Origin of the sequence: Saccharopolyspora pogona, from assembly GCF_014697215.1 — a bacterium.
Taxonomy (GTDB): domain Bacteria; phylum Actinomycetota; class Actinomycetes; order Mycobacteriales; family Pseudonocardiaceae; genus Saccharopolyspora; species Saccharopolyspora hattusasensis.
In genome coordinates, this window is sequence record NZ_CP031142.1 from 8,058,251 (window position 1) to 8,075,974 (window position 17,724).

At 68.9% G+C, this 17,724-nt stretch carries 16 protein-coding genes; 11 read left to right on the plus strand and 5 right to left on the minus strand.

Translation table 11 applies throughout. From position 1 onward, the window contains the following. Positions 1-197: 197 nt before the first annotated feature. From ispG to DL519_RS38205, 9 genes are all read left to right on the plus strand, one after another. Positions 198-1,352 (plus strand): flavodoxin-dependent (E)-4-hydroxy-3-methylbut-2-enyl-diphosphate synthase, encoded by a 1,155-nt coding sequence (gene ispG, locus DL519_RS38165; RefSeq protein WP_190822092.1) that lies wholly within the window; start codon positions 198-200, stop codon positions 1,350-1,352. A gap of 196 nt (positions 1,353-1,548) precedes the next feature. After that, on the plus strand, positions 1,549-2,385 hold the full coding sequence (locus tag DL519_RS38170) for a GNAT family N-acetyltransferase (RefSeq protein WP_190822094.1): 837 nt from the start codon (positions 1,549-1,551) through the stop codon (positions 2,383-2,385). Positions 2,386-2,555: 170 nt separating this feature from the next. Then, the gene (locus tag DL519_RS38175; protein WP_190822096.1) at positions 2,556-4,343 is read left to right on the plus strand and encodes a penicillin-binding transpeptidase domain-containing protein; all 1,788 of its coding nucleotides are present in this window, start codon (positions 2,556-2,558) and stop codon (positions 4,341-4,343) included. Between the two features lie 57 nt (positions 4,344-4,400). Then, positions 4,401-4,673 carry a type II toxin-antitoxin system Phd/YefM family antitoxin gene (locus tag DL519_RS38180; RefSeq protein ID WP_190824465.1) on the plus strand — a complete coding sequence of 91 codons (273 nt, stop codon included), beginning with the start codon at positions 4,401-4,403 and terminating at the stop codon, positions 4,671-4,673. Then, positions 4,670-5,065 (plus strand): type II toxin-antitoxin system VapC family toxin, encoded by a 396-nt coding sequence (locus tag DL519_RS38185; protein ID WP_168584913.1) that lies wholly within the window; start codon positions 4,670-4,672, stop codon positions 5,063-5,065. The genes DL519_RS38180 and DL519_RS38185 overlap by 4 nt, the downstream gene beginning before the upstream one ends. Positions 5,066-5,315: 250 nt before the next feature. Continuing rightward, positions 5,316-6,149, plus strand: coding sequence for a transposase family protein (locus DL519_RS38190; RefSeq protein ID WP_190813279.1), 834 nt, complete (start codon positions 5,316-5,318; stop codon positions 6,147-6,149). A gap of 199 nt (positions 6,150-6,348) precedes the next feature. Further along, entirely contained in the window at positions 6,349-7,206 is an 858-nt protein-coding gene (map, locus tag DL519_RS38195) for a type I methionyl aminopeptidase (RefSeq protein WP_190822098.1), read from the plus strand. A gap of 441 nt (positions 7,207-7,647) precedes the next feature. Next, complete coding sequence (locus DL519_RS38200) at positions 7,648-9,168, plus strand: cobyric acid synthase (protein WP_190822100.1); 1,521 nt, start codon at positions 7,648-7,650, stop codon at positions 9,166-9,168. Between the two features lie 98 nt (positions 9,169-9,266). Then, on the plus strand, positions 9,267-9,515 hold the full coding sequence (locus DL519_RS38205; protein WP_190822102.1) for a type II toxin-antitoxin system Phd/YefM family antitoxin: 249 nt from the start codon (positions 9,267-9,269) through the stop codon (positions 9,513-9,515). Between the two features lie 24 nt (positions 9,516-9,539). Here DL519_RS38205 and DL519_RS38210 read toward each other — a convergent pair whose 3' ends face one another. Further along, entirely contained in the window at positions 9,540-10,235 is a 696-nt protein-coding gene (locus DL519_RS38210) for a FadR/GntR family transcriptional regulator (protein ID WP_223840018.1), read from the minus strand. A gap of 49 nt (positions 10,236-10,284) precedes the next feature. On the opposite strand from DL519_RS38210, the gene DL519_RS38215 reads away from it, so the two are divergent. Beyond that, complete coding sequence (locus DL519_RS38215) at positions 10,285-11,589, plus strand: CynX/NimT family MFS transporter (RefSeq protein WP_190822106.1); 1,305 nt, start codon at positions 10,285-10,287, stop codon at positions 11,587-11,589. A gap of 290 nt (positions 11,590-11,879) precedes the next feature. Here DL519_RS38215 and gdhA read toward each other — a convergent pair whose 3' ends face one another. The 4 genes from gdhA to DL519_RS38235 form a co-directional block, all read right to left on the minus strand. Next, entirely contained in the window at positions 11,880-13,220 is a 1,341-nt protein-coding gene (gdhA, locus tag DL519_RS38220; RefSeq protein WP_190822108.1) for an NADP-specific glutamate dehydrogenase, read from the minus strand. 173 nt (positions 13,221-13,393) lie between these two features. Then, a complete protein-coding gene (locus DL519_RS38225) occupies positions 13,394-14,791 on the minus strand; it encodes a mycothione reductase (protein WP_190822110.1) in 1,398 nt (465 codons plus the stop codon). Positions 14,792-14,805: 14 nt separating this feature from the next. After that, positions 14,806-15,831, minus strand: a complete 1,026-nt coding sequence (locus DL519_RS38230; protein ID WP_190822112.1) for a VanZ family protein — start codon at positions 15,829-15,831, stop codon at positions 14,806-14,808. A 167-nt stretch (positions 15,832-15,998) separates the two neighbouring features. Next, positions 15,999-16,544, minus strand: coding sequence for a YbhB/YbcL family Raf kinase inhibitor-like protein (locus tag DL519_RS38235; protein WP_190822114.1), 546 nt, complete (start codon positions 16,542-16,544; stop codon positions 15,999-16,001). A gap of 142 nt (positions 16,545-16,686) precedes the next feature. Between DL519_RS38235 and DL519_RS38240 the strand changes: the two genes are divergently transcribed. Continuing rightward, positions 16,687-17,724 (plus strand): sugar kinase, encoded by a 1,038-nt coding sequence (locus DL519_RS38240; RefSeq protein WP_223840019.1) that lies wholly within the window; start codon positions 16,687-16,689, stop codon positions 17,722-17,724.

Below are 17,724 nucleotides of genomic sequence, written 5' to 3' on the forward strand. Positions count from 1 at the left end.
CTCGCCACGGCGGTTAAGCGGATCGGGTGGTGACCGGCGCGCGACGGTGTTCCCAACGCGACGTGAACGGGCACTTATGATCACCGAACGTGATCCGGTCGACCCCACGACGTCCGGCCGGATGAACGTGCGCCGGTATCGTGGTGCGAGGCGGCGCAAGTCGCCCGAAGAACACCAGAAGAGGTGGAGAGGAATCGATGACCGTCGATCTGGGCATGCCCGCGGCCCCGGCTCCGGTGCTCGCGGAACGGCGCAAGACCCGGCAGTTGCAGGTCGGAGCGGTCGGGGTGGGCAGTGAACACCCCATTTCCGTGCAGAGCATGACTACGACCGTCACTGCGGACATCAACAGCACGCTGCAGCAGATCGCGGAGCTGACCGCCGCGGGGTGCGACATCGTCCGGGTGGCGTGCCCCAGCGCGGACGACGCGGAGGCGCTGCCGGCCATCGCGCAGAAGTCGAAGATCCCGGTCATCGCCGACATCCACTTCCAGCCGAAGTACGTGTTCGCGGCGATCGAGGCCGGTTGCGCCGCGGTGCGCGTCAACCCGGGCAACATCAAGAAGTTCGACGACAAGGTCAAGGAGATCGCGCAGGCCGCCAAGGACCACGGCACGCCGATCCGGATCGGCGTCAACGCCGGTTCGCTGGACCCGCGGCTGATGCAGAAATACGGCAAGGCGACCCCGGAGGCCCTGGCCGAGTCGGCGCTGTGGGAGGCGAGCCTGTTCGCCGAGCACGACTTCCACGACCTGAAGATCTCGGTGAAGCACAACGACCCGGTCGTGATGGTGCGCGCCTACGAGATCCTCGCCGAGCAGTGCGACTACCCGCTGCACCTCGGCGTCACCGAGGCCGGCCCGGCGTTCCAGGGCACGATCAAGTCCGCGGTCGCCTTCGGCGCGCTGCTGCGCCAGGGCATCGGGGACACGATCCGGGTGTCGCTGTCGGCGCCGCCGGTCGAGGAGATCAAGGTCGGCACCCAGATCCTGCAGTCGCTGAACCTGCGGCCGCGGAAGCTGGAGATCGTGTCGTGCCCGTCGTGCGGACGGGCGCAGGTGGACGTCTACAAGCTCGCCGAGGAGGTCACCGCCGGCCTGGAGGGCATGGAGGTGCCGTTGCGGGTCGCGGTCATGGGCTGCGTCGTCAACGGGCCGGGCGAGGCGCGGGAAGCCGACCTCGGCGTGGCCTCGGGCAACGGCAAGGGCCAGATCTTCGTTAAGGGCGAGGTGATCAAGACGGTGCCGGAGCACCAGATCGTCGAGACCCTGATCGAGGAGGCCATGCGCATCGCCGAGGACATGGAACCCGCCGACGCCGAGTCCGGCGCGCCGGTCGTCACCGTCAGCTGATCTCGCCGGGACCGGCCGTCCCCGATTCAGGGGGCGGCCGGTCTTCACATTTCCGGGCGTCCGCACGGTTCGGTGCGCTGGATCGGCGGTGTTCCATCGATCAGGTTGCTCCGAACGGGTGAGTGCACGTTCGGGTGGGTGTGGTGCATCTTGGCCGGGGAGGCTCTTCGACCGGGGTTTCTGGCAGTCTTGGCAGGTGCTCAAGCTCGCCGGTGCACGGCTGTTGGAGGAACGCGACGCGCTGCTGGTCCGTTCCGTGTTGGATTCCGCCCCGGTCGCGGCCTGCATGGTGGCCGCGCGCGTCGAGGAAGCCGGCGTCCACCCGTTGCGCCTCGGCGGCGAACTGTGGGGCTACGGCAGCAAGCTCACCGGGATGTGCTTCTCGGGCGCGAACCTGATCCCGCTGCGCGGCGGACCCGCCGCGATGCGCGCCTTCGCCGACCGCGCGCTGCGCCGACGCCGCGTGTGCTCGTCGCTGGTCGGCCCGGCCGAGCAAGTGCTTGCGCTTTGGAACGAGGTGGCGGCGCAGTGGGGCCCGGCGCGGGAGGTGCGCGCCGACCAGCCGCTCATGGCGCTCTCCGAACCGCCCCGGGTGGCCCCGGACCCGCTGGTCCGCCCGGTGCGCCCGGACGAGCTGGACCGCTACCTGCCTGCGGCGATCGCGATGTTCACCGAGGAAGTCGGGGTGGACCCGTCCAGCGACGGCGGCGCGGCGAGCTACCGCGCGCGGGTCGCCGACCTGATCGCCGGTGGCCGGGCGTTCGCCCGCTTCGAGGGCAACGAGGTGGTGTTCAAGGCCGAGATCGGCGCGGTGTCCCGAACCGTGGGCCAGATCCAAGGCGTCTGGGTGCATCCGGACCGGCGCAGCACCGGACTGGGCACGGCGGGAACGGCTGCGGTGGCGGACCGGCTGGTGCGCGGCCTGGGACGCACGGCGAGCCTGTACGTCAACGGCTACAACACCGCCGCCCGCCTGGCCTACCGGAAGGTCGGCTTCCAGCAGGTCGGATCCTTCGGCACCGTCCTCCTCTGATCGTCCACTGTGGAGTTCGACGGCAGTAAATTGAAACTGCCGTCCCTCGTGCCGTGTTCGATGGCAGTTTCAATTGAAACGGTCATCGGTGTGGTTGGTGTGGCCCGAACGCGGGTGCCCCGCCGGAAAAGAGGTGTGGACGTTCCGGGAGGTTCGGCATACTCGCGGACATGGTTTCCTCGCGGATCTTGGCCGGTGCGGCGGCACTGCTGCTGTTGCCGTTGGCCGCTTGCAGCACCGGACCCTCTGAAGAGGACGTGGCCGTGTCCTTCGTGAACGCGGTGGCGGCAGGCGACGCAGCAGGTGCGGCGAACCAGACCGACGCGCCCGACCAGGCCCGGCAGGCGTTGGAGGCGGCTCGGCGGAACCTGTCGCCGACCGCCGCGCACGCGACGGTCCGGGAGGTGACCGAGGACGCCCAGGGGGTGCCCACCGTCCGGTTCGACATGTCCTGGGACTTCGGCGCGGGCAAGGTCTGGAACTACTCGAACGAGTTCAAGCTCGTCGAGCAGGATCAGGGCTGGAAGGTCCGCTGGGCACCAGCGGTGATCCACCCGCAACTCGCCGCCGGGCAGACCATCGCCTTCCGCGAACAACGGCCCGATCCGGCGCCGGTCCTGGACCGCGACGGCAAGCAGCTCATGGGCCCGGAGCAGCTGATCACCGTGAGCCTCAGCCCGCAGGAAGCCGGTGACGTGCGGGCGGTCGCGTCTTCGCTGGCGAGCGCGCTGAGCACCGTCGAGCCCGCGATCACCCAGCAGTCCATCCTGGACGGCGTGGCGAAAACGCCGCAGGGCCAGCCGTACGCGGTGGTCACGCTGCGGCAGAGCGACTACGACAAGGTCAAGGCGCAGATCTACGACCTGCCGGGCGTGCGCTTCCCGGCCCAGACGCGGCTGGTCACCACCGAGCGCGGGTACGGCACGCAGGTGCTCGCGGGCGTCGCGCGCAAGGTCGACGAGCAGGTCGAGGCGAACGCCGGGTGGCGCGTCGTCACGCTCGACGCTGCCGGTCAGGAGGCCGCGGAGCTGCACGACGTCGCCGAGAAGCCGGTCGCGCCGACCAACGTGACCCTCGGCGACCGCACGCAGCAGGCCGCCGAACAGGCGGTGGACCCGGTACCGCAGGCCGCGATGCTGGTCGCCATGCAGCCGTCCACCGGCGAGGTGCTCGCCGTGGCGCAGAACGCCGCCGCCGACGCGCAGGGCCCGGTGGCGCTTTCCGGCCAGTACCCGCCGGGCTCGACGTTCAAGACGGTGACCGCGACCGCCGGGCTGGAGTCCGGCAAGGTCAACATCGACACCCAGGTCGAATGCCCGGGCAAGAAGGTGTTCGACGGCCGGGTGCTGCCGAACGACAAGGAGTTCGACCTCGGCCAAGTGCCGCTGCGGACGGCGTTCGCGCGTTCCTGCAACACGTCGTTCGCGCAGCTCGCGGTCGACCTGCCCGGGCAGGCGCTGACCGACGCGGGGCGGCAGCTGGGCCTCGGCGTGGACTTCGACATGGCAGGCGCGACGACGATCACCGGCAAGGTGACGCCGGCCGACAGCACGGTGCAGCGCGCCGAGAACGGCATCGGTCAGGGCACGGTGCTGGCCAGCCCGTTCGGCATGGCGCTGGTGACGTCCTCGATCGCCCGAGGGCGGATGCCGGTGCCGTCGCTGGTCCGGGGCGTGCCGACGAAGGCCGACGCCGAACCGCAGCCGCCGTCGCCGCAGTCCCTCGACCAGCTCCGCGCGATGATGCGCGAGGTGGTCACCAGCGGGACCGCGACCTCGCTGAACGGTTCCGGTGACGTCCGGGGCAAGACCGGCACGGCGCAGTTCGGCGACGGGACCCACTCGCACGGCTGGTTCGTCGGCTACCGCGGCGACCTGGCCTTCGCGGTGCTGGTGACCGACGCGGGCTCGTCGGGCCCGGCCGGCGAGGCCGCGAAGCGCTTCCTCGCGGGCGCCTGATCGCTTCACGCGTCCGGGGTGATCACCAGTGGTGATCATTGTGCTACCTTGTTGCACATGGAGCGGATCGGCGTTCGTGAGCTGCGGCAGAACGCCAGTCGATACCTGAAGCGGGTCGCCGCCGGCGAATCGATCCTCGTGACCGATCGGGGGCGCACCGTCGCGGTGCTAAGTCCGCCCACGCGTGACCAAACCCTGTACGACGAACTCGTCGCCGCCGGAGAGCTCGTGCCCGGTGAAGGCGGCGAGCTCCCCGAACCGTTGCCAGCAGCGCCGACCCCGAACGTCTCCGACCGGCTGCTGCGCAGGCGTGAACAGGAGCGGTTTTGATCTACTTCGATTCCTCCGCGCTGATCAAGTTGATCGCCCCCGAGCCGGAGAGCAAAGCACTTAGCCAATGGATCCGCGAGCGCTGGGAACACCCCCGCGTGACCAGCGCGTTGTCGAAGGTCGACGTGCTGCGCACCTTCCGTGAGGTAGGGCCGGCCGCCGAAGACCTGGCGTCGATCATCGTGTCGAAGATCGACCAGCTGCCGGTGAAGCAGGACGTGCTCGACGTGGCCACCGAGCTGCGTGGCAACGTCGGCCCGGTGGACGCCATCCACCTGGCCTCCGCGTGCAAGATCAAGAACGGTCTGCACGCCTACGTCTCCTACGACCCGGCGCTACTGGCTGCGGCGGAAGAAGCGGGGCTGACCACGGCCTCACCAGGCGCGAACTGACGGGTACTACCGCAATTTCCATTGAAATTGGATCGGCGGATCCGCCATCTTCAATTTCAATGGGCTTTTTTCATCCTGATCTTGGCTGGTCAGAGGGTGTGGTCGTGGGTGGCGTGGTGTGGGCGGGCTGGCCAGGGCCATGATCATTTATCAAGATCATCTGACGGTGGCCGTGGTCGCGGAGAAGATGTGACGATGATCATGGCCGGTTGGCTGCAACGAGAGTGCCCCCGGCGGGGTTGGGGAGTGTGTGAAAACCCAATCCAGCCCCGCCGAGGGCACCGAACCCATTGTGTACCAAGCCCAACTTCCCGTGTCGAGGGCCACGATCGACTACCTCGCCTCGCTGATCACCACGCACTGCAGGAAAATCCGCTCTCGCTGGCGCAAGGTGACCCCTGGTACGCAGGCGATCATCGTGCTCGCGGTGCTGCGTCACGACCAGCGGCTGCTGGACATGGCCGGCGGCAACAGGGTGTCGGCCTCGACGATCCGCCGCTGGGTGCTGGAGGTCATCGACCTGCTGGCCGCCCGTGCCCCGCGCCTGGACCGCGTCCTGAGCAAAGTGGCCCGCGGCGGGGGTGAGGTCGTGCTGCTGGATGGCACCCTGGTGCGCACCCAGCGCCGCACCGGCAAGAACAACCGGCGCAACTACAGCGGCAAACACAAAGCCCACGGCCTGCTGTTTCTCGCCCTCACCGACCACAAAGGCAACCTGTTGTGGTTCTCTGCGGCCAAACCAGGGCGGGCCTCGGAAGTCACCACCGCCCGCCACAACAACATCACCACCGCACTCCGGGACGCCGAACTCGGCGCGATGTGCGACCTCGGATTCACCGGACTGGAAGACGACCCCGACGAACCCGTGATCATCATCGGCCGCCGCGCCGCCCGCGCCCACCCGCTCACCGACGCCCAGAAACAAGCCAACCAACTCGTTGCCCGCGAACGCGCCACCTGCGAACACGGCTTCGCCGACCTCAAAAACTGGCGCATCCTCACCCGCCTACGCATGCACGCAGCCAACGCCACCCGCCTACTACGGGCCCTGCTGGTGCTGACCAACCTCGAAATCACCCGCTGACAAACGATCATCAAAAATGATCATCGCCCCTGACCAGCCCACACACACCCCACCCCACCCCGTCAACCCCCCACCACCAGAACAAACAGGATGAAAAAACCCCAATGGAAATTGCGGTCCAACGGTGAGGGTGACGGGTGTGGTGCGTTCATGGCCGCCAGCCGGAGTGGGGGAGCGCAACGCGGTTACAGTGGGGGGCATGCCGGTTCGAGCTCCGTTGAAGTCAGGCGTGCAGACGCCGCGTCGCCCAGTCCCAGCGCACATCGAGCGCCCCGAGTACGTCGACAAACCGGCTCCCAAGCGCAATAGCGACCCCGACGTGCAGCCGCCCGAGGTGATCGAGGCGATGCGGGTGGCGGGCAAGCTCGCCGCGCAGGCCCTGGTCGAGGCCGGCAAGGCGGTACAGCCCGGCGCGACCACCGACCAAGTCGACGCTGTGGTGCACGAGTTCTTCTGCGACCACGGGGTCTACCCTTCGACGCTGGGCTACCGGGGCTTCCCGAAGTCGTCCTGCACCTCGCTGAACGAGGTGATCTGCCACGGCATCCCGGACTCGACGGTGATCGAGGACGGCGACATCGTCAACGTCGATGTCACCGGCTTCATCGGCGGCGTGCACGGTGACACCAACGGGACGTTCCTGGCCGGCGAGGTCTCCGAGGACGCGCGGCTGCTGGTGGAGCGCACCCACGAGGCCCTGATGCGGGGTATCAAGGCCGCCAAGCCTGGACGTCAGCTCAACGTGATCGGTCGGGTGATCGAGTCCTACGCCAAGCGGTTCGGCTACGGCGTGGTCCGCGACTTCACCGGGCACGGCATCGGCCGTTCGTTCCACAGCGGACTGGTGATCCTGCACTACGACGAGCCGTCTGTGCAGACCGTCCTGGAACCCGGCATGACCTTCACCATCGAGCCGATGATCACCCTCGGCACCCACGAGTACGACATGTGGGACGACGGCTGGACGGTGACGACGAAGGACAAGAGCTGGACGGCCCAGTTCGAGCACACCATCCTAATCACCGAAGAAGGCAACGAAATCCTGACTCTCCCCTGATTCCAGGCTCGTTTTGCGTAGCGGTGCGGGTCGCGGAACCTCAGAGGCGGTGCCGGTTGCGAGGGTGGCTAAGCGGCTTCGCCGCTTGCGGCGGATTTAAGTCGTGAGATTCGCGTGTCACGGTTGCGGTTGTAGTAGGCGCTTTCGCTTCCCTGCATTGGCTTTCGGCTGTGCTTAGCGGCTGCTTTGCCCGGCGATTTCGTGCGATTTCGCCGACTGCAGTGTCTGCGTGAGGCGTCGGTCCTCGGAGGCTTCCAGGGGCGATGCGTCTTGGTCGGCCGGTGCATTTGTGCAGGTGGGGTGGCTGTGAGCGGTTTTGGGTGTTGTAGCCCCGGAAAACGCTCACGGGGTGCTCACCTGGGGAGATGGTCGGCCTGTGGGTGTTGCCGGTGGTTCGGTGGCGCCTTCGGGGGGCCCGGTTTGATGGGGTAGGAACTACGTGTGAATGCGGTGTTGGTTGCCGGGACCACCTCGGATGCCGGGAAGAGCGTGGTCACCGCCGGGATCTGTCGTTGGTTGGCGCGCGGCGGCGCTCGGGTTGCGCCCTTCAAGGCGCAGAACATGTCCAACAACTCCGTGGTCACGCCCGACGGCGGCGAGATCGGGCGCGCGCAGGCCGTGCAGGCCGCTGCGTGCGGCGTCGAGCCTTCGGTGCGGTTCAACCCCGTGCTGCTCAAGCCAGGCAGCGACCGCAGTTCGCAGGTCGTCGTGCTCGGGCAGGTGTCCGGCGAGGTGACCGCGATGTCCTACCGGGCCCGCAAGGCCACCCTGCTGGACACCGTCGTGTCCACATTGGAGGGATTGCGCGCGGAATACGACTACGTCGTGTGCGAGGGCGCCGGATCACCGGCCGAGATCAACCTGCGGGCCAACGACATCGCCAACATGGGCCTCGCGCAGGCCGCCGGACTGCCTGTGCTGGTGGTCGGCGACATCGACCGCGGCGGCGTGTTCGCCCAGCTCTTCGGCACCCTCGCGCTGCTTGACTCGGCGGACCAGGCGCTGGTCGCCGGATTCCTGATCAACAAGTTCCGCGGCGATCCGGCGCTGCTGGAGCCGGGGCTGGACCAATTGCGCGCGCTGACCGGCCGCCCGGTGCACGGCGTGCTGCCGTGGGCCGAGGAGCTGTGGCTGGACGCCGAGGATTCGTTGTCCTACGTGGCCGATGGGGTGATCGGGCGTCCCGCCCCGCCAAAGGGCGGCCAGTGGCTGCGGGTCGCGGTGCCGAGGCTGCCGCGGATCTCCAACGCCACCGACGTGGAGGCGCTGGCCGTGGAACCGGGCGTCGCGGTCCGGTTCGTCACCGAACCTTCGCGACTGGCCGATGCGGACCTGGTCGTGCTGCCCGGATCCAAGTCGACGGTCGCCGACCTGGCCTGGTTGCGGAGCAGTGGGCTGGCCGAGGCGATCCGTGTGCACGCCCGCGCCGGACTGCCGGTGGTCGGGATCTGCGGCGGCTTTCAGATGCTGGCCCGCCGAATCGTCGACGAGGTCGAGTCCGGGGCCGGCGCGGTCGACGGACTCGGGCTGCTCGACCTGGAGATCGAGTTCGCGCCGCACAAGACGCTGGCCAGGCCACGCGGAGAGGCCTTCGGCGAGCCTGTCGAGGGCTACGAGATCCACCATGGTGTCGCCGTGCGCCGCGGCGACCTGACGCCGCTGGTCATCCTGCCCGACGGACGGGCCGAAGGCGGTATCGCGGAATCCGTGCTCGGCACCCACTGGCACGGGTTGTTCGAGAACAACGCGTTCCGGCGGGCCTTCCTGCGGTGGGCGGCGCGGCGCGCCGGGCGGGACGGTTTCGTACCGGCCGACGACACGGATTTCGCCGAGGTCCGCGCGGGGCAGCTGGATCTGCTGGGCGACCTGGTGGAAAAGCACCTGGACACCGATGCCCTGCGCCGCCTGCTCGACCACGGCGCGCCGGCCGGACTCCCGGCGGTGCACCACAGTTTCAAATGAAGCCGTGCCGGCGTCGGCCCGTGCTCCGGTCGCGCGAGAGCCGCGAGCATCGGTGGAAGGTCGTCTCAAGGAGTTGTGACGCGGGTAACGTCGAGGGCATGGCTGCCGAGTTCACCCTTGATGAAGCCCGCGAGCGGTTGGTGGAGCTGCTCGACCGCGCCGAATCGGGGGAGGAGATCGTGATCACCCGCTTCGGCGCGCCGTCGGTGTGGCTGCAACCCGCGCGCACCCGTTCCACCACGGGTGGTTTCGCCGCCGGGGTGATCGCGGCGTCCTGGGTGGTGCCGACCGCTGGCGACGCATTCGACGTCGGGACCGACTACTGGCCGGACTCGTCGGCCGGATAGCCGACGCGTTCGGCGTGGCGGCGATCAATCCAGCTTCTCCGCCGCGCTCTCCGAGCCGATCTGGCTGAGCAGTTCGTCGAGGAAGCCGCCCGCCTCCTCCGCAGCTCGGCGTGGGTCGCCGTCGCGCACCGCGGCCAGCAGTTCGGCGTGCGAGACCGGTTCCGCCTGGGCGTCCCGGTTGAAGGTGGTCGCGACGCTGGATGCCACCGTCTCGCGGATCCCTTCGTAGAGCGAGATCAGCACCGGGTTGTGCGAGGCCGCGACCAGCAGCCGGTGGAACTCGGCGTCGGTGGCGACGACCTCCGCGCTGTCCTGGCGCCGCACCGCCTCGTCCCGGCTGGTCAGACAGGCCTCCAGCCCGGTCAGGTCCCCGTCGGTCCGCGCCCCGGCGGCCAGCCGCGCGCCCTCGACCTCAAGCGCGCGGCGGACCTCCAGGACCTGGCGCAGCTCGGGGCCGCACAGCTTGCGAACCGCCCCGGAGATCTCGTTGGTGGCGCGCACGAACGTCCCGTCGCCCTGCCGCACTTCCAGCAGCCCGGCGTGCGAGAGCGCGCGCACCGCCTCGCGGACGGTGTTGCGGCCGACGCCGAGTGCGCTCACGAGCTCGGTCTCGGGTGGGATCTTCTCGCCGATCGGCCATTCCCCGGACGACACGAGCTCGCGGATCTGGGCGATGACCTGATCGACCAGCCCGGTCCGCTTGGTGGTGACCAAAGGCACTGACAGGTCCTTTCGTCCAAACATCCTACGTTTGACATACTAGGTTGCGATGTCTACGAAGTCACGACCCCATGTCCCCGAACACGTGGCTGACCAGGATGCCACCCGACTCGCCGCCCAGCACCACCCGGATGCCCTCGCCGTCGAGAACGAGGGTGCCGCCGAGGCAGTCTTCCCCAATCGGCACGCTGCCGTGGCCGGGGGAGGGCTGCTGCTGGCCGGTGTTGCGCTCGCGGCGGCGAACATGCGCCCGGCGGTCACCAGCCTGGCGTCGGTGCTCGGTGAGGTGCGTGACTCGCTCGGTGTTTCCAGCACGTGGGCGAGCGTCGTGACTTCGGTGCCCACGCTCTGCTTCGGGGTCGCAGGCATCGGCGCTCCGCTGCTGGCCAGGCGGATGGGCATCAACAAGGTCATCGGCGCGTCGCTGGCGGTGCTGACCGCCGCGATGCTGCTGCGGGTCGTCGACGGACCGTGGACGGTGCTGGGCGGCACCGTGCTGGTCTGCGCCGCGATCGCGATGTGCAACGTGCTGATCCCGGTGGTGGTCAAGGAGTCCTTCCCTACCCGCGTCGGGATGGCGACTGCGCTCTACACCACCGCGATGGCGGCGGGCGGCTCGACCGGTTCGGCGCTGACGCCGTACCTGAACTCCTCGACCGGCAGCTGGCGGTTGGCGCTGGCGACCTGGGCGGCCGTGGCGCTGGCCGCGCTGTGCGTGTGGGTGCCCGCGATGGCTCGGCGCTCCCCGACGCGTCAGGCTCCGGGCACCGCTTCGACGAGGCAGCGGCGTTCGCTGCTGCGCAGCCCGCTGGCATGGGTGATCACCGTCTACTTCGCGCTGCAGTCGCTGGTCGCCTACGTCGTGATGGGCTGGATGCCCGAGGTGTTCAAGGACGCCGGGATGGACAGCACGGCCGCAGGCATGCTGCTCGCGTTGTTGCTGCTGATAGGTGTGCCGATCAACATGATCCTGCCGCCGCTGGTGACCAAGACCCGCAGCCAGTCCTGGTGGGCCATCGGGCTCGCGGTGCTGACCCTCACCGGCCTGCTCGGACTGCTGCTGGCTCCGCTGGCCATGCCGGTGGTGTGGGCGCTCCTGGTCGGCGTCGGCATGAGCGCGTTCCCGCTTGCGCTGGTCCTCATCTCGCTGCGCACCGCCAACGCCGCCGACACCGGGTCGTTGTCGGCGATGTCGCAGAGCATCGGCTATCTGATCTCGTCGTTCGGGCCGTTCCTGTTCGGCGTGCTGCACGACGTGACCGGCGGCTGGTCGGCTTCGTTGACGGCCATCGTGGTGATCGTCGCGGTGCAGGCGGTGTTCGGCGTAATCGCGGGACGTCCCCGCACCATCTGACGCTTCCGGCAGGGGGAGCGAACGGCCTGTTTACCTCGCCTTTGAGCCTGTTGCGTTTTCGGCGAAAACGACTGAACCGAAGTACCAAATCAGTCTCGATCGCCGCCGTTTGTCCGCCAGTGGCCATCTCAGCCGTGATCGATCGATCACGGTCCGTGGTGGGCGTAATTTTGCAACAGGCTCCTTTATTGACGCGAACGGTTCGTTCGCTCCGCCTACTGGGGCGAACGGACCGTTCACCTCGCTTGATGGGGCGAGTTGGGTGGGCGTGATGGGCGTTGATCGCCCGGTCAGACGAGGCCGAGGCGGAGCATCGCGTCGGCGACGTTCGTGAAGCCCGCGATGTTCGCGCCCGCGACGTAGTTGCCGGACATGCCGTACTCCGCGGCGGTGGCGTAGCAGCGGGCATGTACGTCCTTCATGATCTCCTCGAGCCGCTTCTCGGTGAACTCGAAGCTCCAGCTGTCGCGGGATGCGTTCTGCTGCATCTCCAGCGCGGAGGTGGCCACGCCGCCGGCGTTGGCCGCCTTGCCCGGGCCGAACGCCACGCCGGCCTCCTGGAAACTGCGCACCGCATCCGGCGTCGTGGGCATGTTCGCGCCTTCGCCAACGGCGATGCAGCCGTTGGCGATCAGGGTGGCCGCATCGTCCGCGGTGAGCTCGTTCTGGGTCGCCGACGGCATCGCCACGTCGCACGGCACTTCCCAGACGCTGCGCTGCGCAACGAACTTCGCGCCCGGCCGGCGCCCGGCGTACGCGCTGATGCGGCCCCGCTCGATCTCCTTGATCTGCTTGATCAGCTCGACGTCGATGCCCTTCTCGTCGACGACGTAGCCGGAGGAGTCCGAACAGGCCACCACGGTTCCGCCGAGCTGGTGCACCTTCTCCATCGTGTAGATGGCCACGTTGCCCGATCCGGAGACCACGACCTGCTTGCCGTCGAACGACTCGCCGCGGGCGGACAGCATCTCCTGCACGAAGAACGCGCAGCCGAAGCCGGTGGCCTCGGTGCGCACGCGGGCGCCGCCGAAGGACAGGTGCTTGCCGGTCAGCACCCCGGATTCGTAGCGGTTGGTGATCCGCTTGTACTGGCCGAACAGGTAGCCGATCTCTCGGCCGCCGACGCCGATGTCACCGGCGGGCACGTCGGTGTACTCGCCGATGTGCCGGTGCAGTTCGGTCATGAAGCTCTGGCAGAACCGCATGACCTCCCGGTCGGAGCGGCCCTTCGGATCGAAGTCCGCGCCGCCCTTGCCGCCGCCGATGGGCAACCCGGTGAGGGCGTTCTTGAAGATCTGCTCGAAGCCGAGGAACTTGACGATGCCCTGGTAGACCGACGGGTGGAACCGCAGGCCGCCCTTGTACGGACCGAGCGCGCTGTTGAACTCCACCCGGAAGCCGCGGTTGATCTGCACCTCGCCGCAGTCGTCCTCCCACGGCACCCGGAAGACGATCTGCCGCTCCGGCTCGCAGATCCGCTCGATGATCTTCTGCTCGGCGTACTCGGGGTGCTTGTCGATGACCGGACCGATGCTCTCCAGCACTTCTCGGACTGCCTGGTGGAACTCGTCTTCGCCGCGGTTGCGCTGGACCACGTTCGCGTAGACCGGTTCGAGGCGTTCGTGAAGCACAGTCAAACTCCTTTGTCCGTTGAGCGTTCCGGGCTGTCGCACGCCGTTTCACCGGGCAGCGGCGGGTTTTTCGGGCAGCCCCAATCCTCCCAAGTTGCCCAACTAACTGGAATTACTCAAGATGACGCAGAACACATCTGCCGCCTGGTCCTGGGCGGCAGATGCCCGCGGGGTCACTTCAGCGGCAGGTTGAGCAGGGCGTTCTCGATCAGCTCCGGCATGCCCGGGTGGATCCAGTACTGGCCGCGGGCCATCATCCGGGCGTCCAGGCCGAACTGCATCGCCTGGATCAGCGGCTGCAGCAGCGTCGGAGCCTGCGGGCCGATGATGTGGGCGCCGAGGAGCTGACCGGTCTCCGGATCGGCGAGGAGCTTGGCGAAGCCGGCGGTGTCCTCCATCGCCCAGCCGTAGGCGATGCCCGCGTAGTCCTGGATCGAAGTCACGTAGTCGACTCCGCGCCGCTGTGCCTCCTGCTCGGTTAGGCCGACCGAGGCGATCTGCGGGGCGGAGAACACCGCGTGCGGCACGAACCGGTGGTCGGACTCGATCGGCTCGTCGGGGCGCAGCAGGTTGTGCTGGACGACGCGCATCTCGTGGTTGGCGACGTGCTTGAGCTCGTGGTCGGAGCTTATGTCGCCCAGCGCCCAAACGCCGTCCACCGAGGTCAGCTGGGTCGCGTCGGCCTTGACCTTGCCGTCGGCGGTGAGTTCGAGGCCGCCCGCGGCCGCCTCCAGCAGGTCGGCGTTGGGTACCCGGCCCACCGCGATGAGCAGCGCCTCGGCCTCCACGACCTCGGTGCCCTCCGGGCCCTCCAGGTGCAGACGCACGAGGTTGCCATCGCGCTCGACCGCGATCTCCTTGCGGTTCAGCCGCAGGTCCCAGCGCTGGGCTGCGAGCTCGGTGAACCTCGCGGAGATGTCGGTGTCTTCCGAGCGCAGCACCCGGCCGGACCGGCCGATCATGGTCACCTCTACGCCCAGCGCGGAGAACACGTGCGCGAACTCCGCGCCGATGAACCCGGTGCCCATGATGATCATCCGGGCGGGCAGCTCATCGAGCCTCATCACGGTGTCGCTGGTGTAGTAGTCGACCTGGTCCAGGCCCGGGATGTCCGGGATCGCCGGACGGCCACCGGCGGCCACCACGAAGCGGTCCGCGGTGATCGTCTCCGGGCCCGCGGCGGTGTCCACGGTCAGCTGCTTGACGCCGGTGAACTGGGCGATGCCCTCGTAGAGGGTGACGTTCGGGTTGTCCTCGGCGCGGTAGCGGCGGCCACCGGCGGAGATCTCGTCGATGCGGCCGAAGATCCGGTCCCGGATGTCGCGCCACCGCACGTCGCGCAGTTCGAGGTCGACGCCGAGCTTCGCGCAGCCGGCCGGGGCGCTGGCCACGTCGGCGGTGTGCACGAACATCTTCGTCGGGATGCAGCCGACGTTGAGGCAGGTGCCGCCGTAGGCGTCGTTGGGGCCGACGCCCTTCTCGACCATCGCGACGTCCCAGTCGGCGAACCGGTCGTCGAGGATCGAGTTTCCGGAGCCGGAGCCGATGATGACTAGATCGAAGTGCCGCACTGGTCCATCCTGCCTCAAATCGAGCGCGCCGAGTACGGCGCACCTTGGCTTCGTCGGGCGTCGATCATCTGCAACCCGGCAGCGAGCCCGGTGATTCCGCGGTGATCCCGGGTGCTGGTCACACCCCAGGCGTGCGCGATGCACCACAACACGCCGAGCACAGCACTCGGTTCCCCGAACGAGCCCTCGACCACGCCTTGCGTCACGGCCAGTCCGCCGATGCCGACCGCCCAACGGCACAGCACGGCCGCCGGTGCGGGGCGCCCGTCGGGAGCTCTGGCGCGCAGCATCACCACGTGCTGGCCGAGCGAGCTGCCGTGTCCGATCAGCATCGCGACCAGCAACAACGCGGCCGGTGCGAGCCACAGCGTGGCGGCCTCCCACCACCGCGTCGGGGCGGTTCGGGTCAGCCGAAGCGCGATGTCCACTGCCCGGGCGCAGGCCACGCCGAGGAGCCACAGCACCAGTGCGTCGCAACACATGCCCAGCAGTCGCCGGGCGGCGGTGACCGGGCGAGGTTCCCCCGCTGGCCGTCCGCTGGTGCCGGTCGGCAGGCGCCGCCGGAGTGGCGCGAGCAAACCGCCGAGCAGCGCGCCGGTGGTGTTCGCGAGGATGTCGTCCACGTCGAAAACCCGGTACGGGCAGGGGAAGGCGAACCAGAACCCGGTCAGTTGGGTCAACTCGACGAGCACCGAGGTCACCAATCCGGCCAGCGCCGCAGTCGGCCAACCGCCCCGCACTAGCGCACCCAGCGGGACGAAGAGCGCGATGTTGCACGCGAACTGCCCCAGCATCGAGGGGTTGGTCAGCCCGGCGAGCGGCCGCCACTGCGGCGCGAAGCAGGCCGCATCGGTCGGCAACGGCAGGAACACGTAGGAAACCAGCCCGAACGCGTAAAGCAGCACGGCGAAGCGCTGCACGGCGACGCCCATGCGCAGCTCGCCGTGCCTCCGGTGCTCACTGGCGACGAAGGGCGCGAACAGCAGCGCGGCCACCCCGGCGGCGACCAGCGCGGCGAACGAACCTGGCAGCACGCTCATCCCGATCTCCTGACGTCCGAGAACCTCCCTGTTCTTAAAGAGGAGCGAGGGGCCGTTTCAGATACATCTCGATCGGGCGATCTTGGTGCGCGAAAGAGCCGTGCCGCTCCGGGAAGGCCCGGAGCGGCACGGCTCGCGAAGGGTGTTGCAGTTGTCGGCTTGCGCCGTCAGCGCTGGTAGGTGGGGGTGATGACGGCGCGCGCGACGGTGTGGAAGGCCAGGTTGAAGCTGACCACCGCCGGGCTGGCGTTCTCATCCACGCCGAGCTTCTCGGTGTCCACCGCGTGGACCACGAAGTAGTAGCGGTGCGGCCGGTCGCCGGGCGGCGGGGCGGCGCCGCCGAAGGCGCGCTCGCCGAGGTCGTTGGCGACGTGGAAGGACCCGGCCGGGATGCCCTGCCCGTCGCGATTGCCCGCGTCGGTGGCCAGCTCGGTCACGTCGGCCGGCACGTCCACCAGCACCCAGTGCCAGAAGCCGCCCGGGATCGGCGCGTCGGGGTCGAAGCAGGTCACCACGAAGCTCTTGGTGGTCTCCGGGAAACCGGTCCAGCGCAGGTGTGGCGAGTGGTTCTGGCCGTCGGCACCCATGCCGTCGTAGGCGTGGGCCTGCGTCATCGGCTGACCGTCGGTCACGTCGTCGGAGGTGACGGTGAACGCCGGAACCGAGGGCAGCAGCGAGTACGGGTCCGGATCGATCGGGCGCTCCAAGCTCATTCGAGCAGCCTCCCTTTCATCGGGGTGTGCGTGATCACCGGATTCTCAGCCTAGAGACCTGCCGTTCGCCACCACGGCAGCGCACGCGCCAGCCAACCTTGTTGCGAGGAGTGCAACGGGGATGTGCATTTCGCAGCGATGAATGGTTAAGCTGTCCGGCGACGAGTGCCGTGGGATCGAGGAGGCGAACGTGGCGGAGCCGAGCAGCACCCCCGAGGTGCTGTGCCTGGGGGAGACGATGTCGCTGGTCGCCCCGGCTGCCCCGGTGCCCCTGGAGCAGGCCGCGACGTTCACCCTCTCCGCAGGTGGCGCGGAGTCCAATGTGGCCATCCACCTCGCCGCGCTGGGGCACCGCGTCGGCTGGGCCAGCAGGGTCGGGGACGATCCGCTCGGGCGCCGCATGGTCGCGGCCATCGCCGCCACCGGGGTCGACACCGGCCTGGTCGAGGTGTGCCCGGACGCGCTGACCGGCGTCTACTTCAAGGACCCCGGTCCGACCGGCACCAAGGTGCACTACTACCGGGCGGGCTCTGCGGCGTCCACAATGGACGAAAATTTCCTCGGCGACGAGCAGCTCGACGCGCCCCGGCTGCTGCACATCAGCGGCATCACCCCCGCGCTCTCCGCCAGCTGCGACCGGCTCGTCCGGCGACTGCTGACCCGCGAACGCCGCGCCCGGATCACCTTCGACGTCAACTACCGCCCCGCGCTGTGGCCGGTCGAGCAGGCCGGACCGCGGCTGCGCGAACTCGCCCAGCTCGCCGACGTGGTGTTCGTCGGCCTGGACGAGGCGACCACCCTCTGGGGCGTCGAAACCGCCGAGGACGTGCGGAAACTCCTGGACCAGCCGAGCGTCGTCGTGGTCAAGGACGGCGCCGACGCCGCCTACGCCCTGGGCGCCGAGACGGTGATCGTGCCCGCCCCGAAGGTCCAGGTGGTCGAGCCGGTGGGCGCCGGGGACGCGTTCGCCGCCGGATACCTCTCCGGCGTGCTGCGCGGCGAAAACGGCGTCCGCTGCCTGCGGCTCGGGCACATCCTGGCCGCGCACAGCCTGCTCAGCACCGAGGACCACATGGCGCCGCCGGATCGTGGCGCGGTCGCCGAATGGTCGGGCTACGACGAGCAGCAGTGGTGCAGCCTCAGCTTCGGCGACGGTGTTGCATCCGGGAAAGGGGAGTGA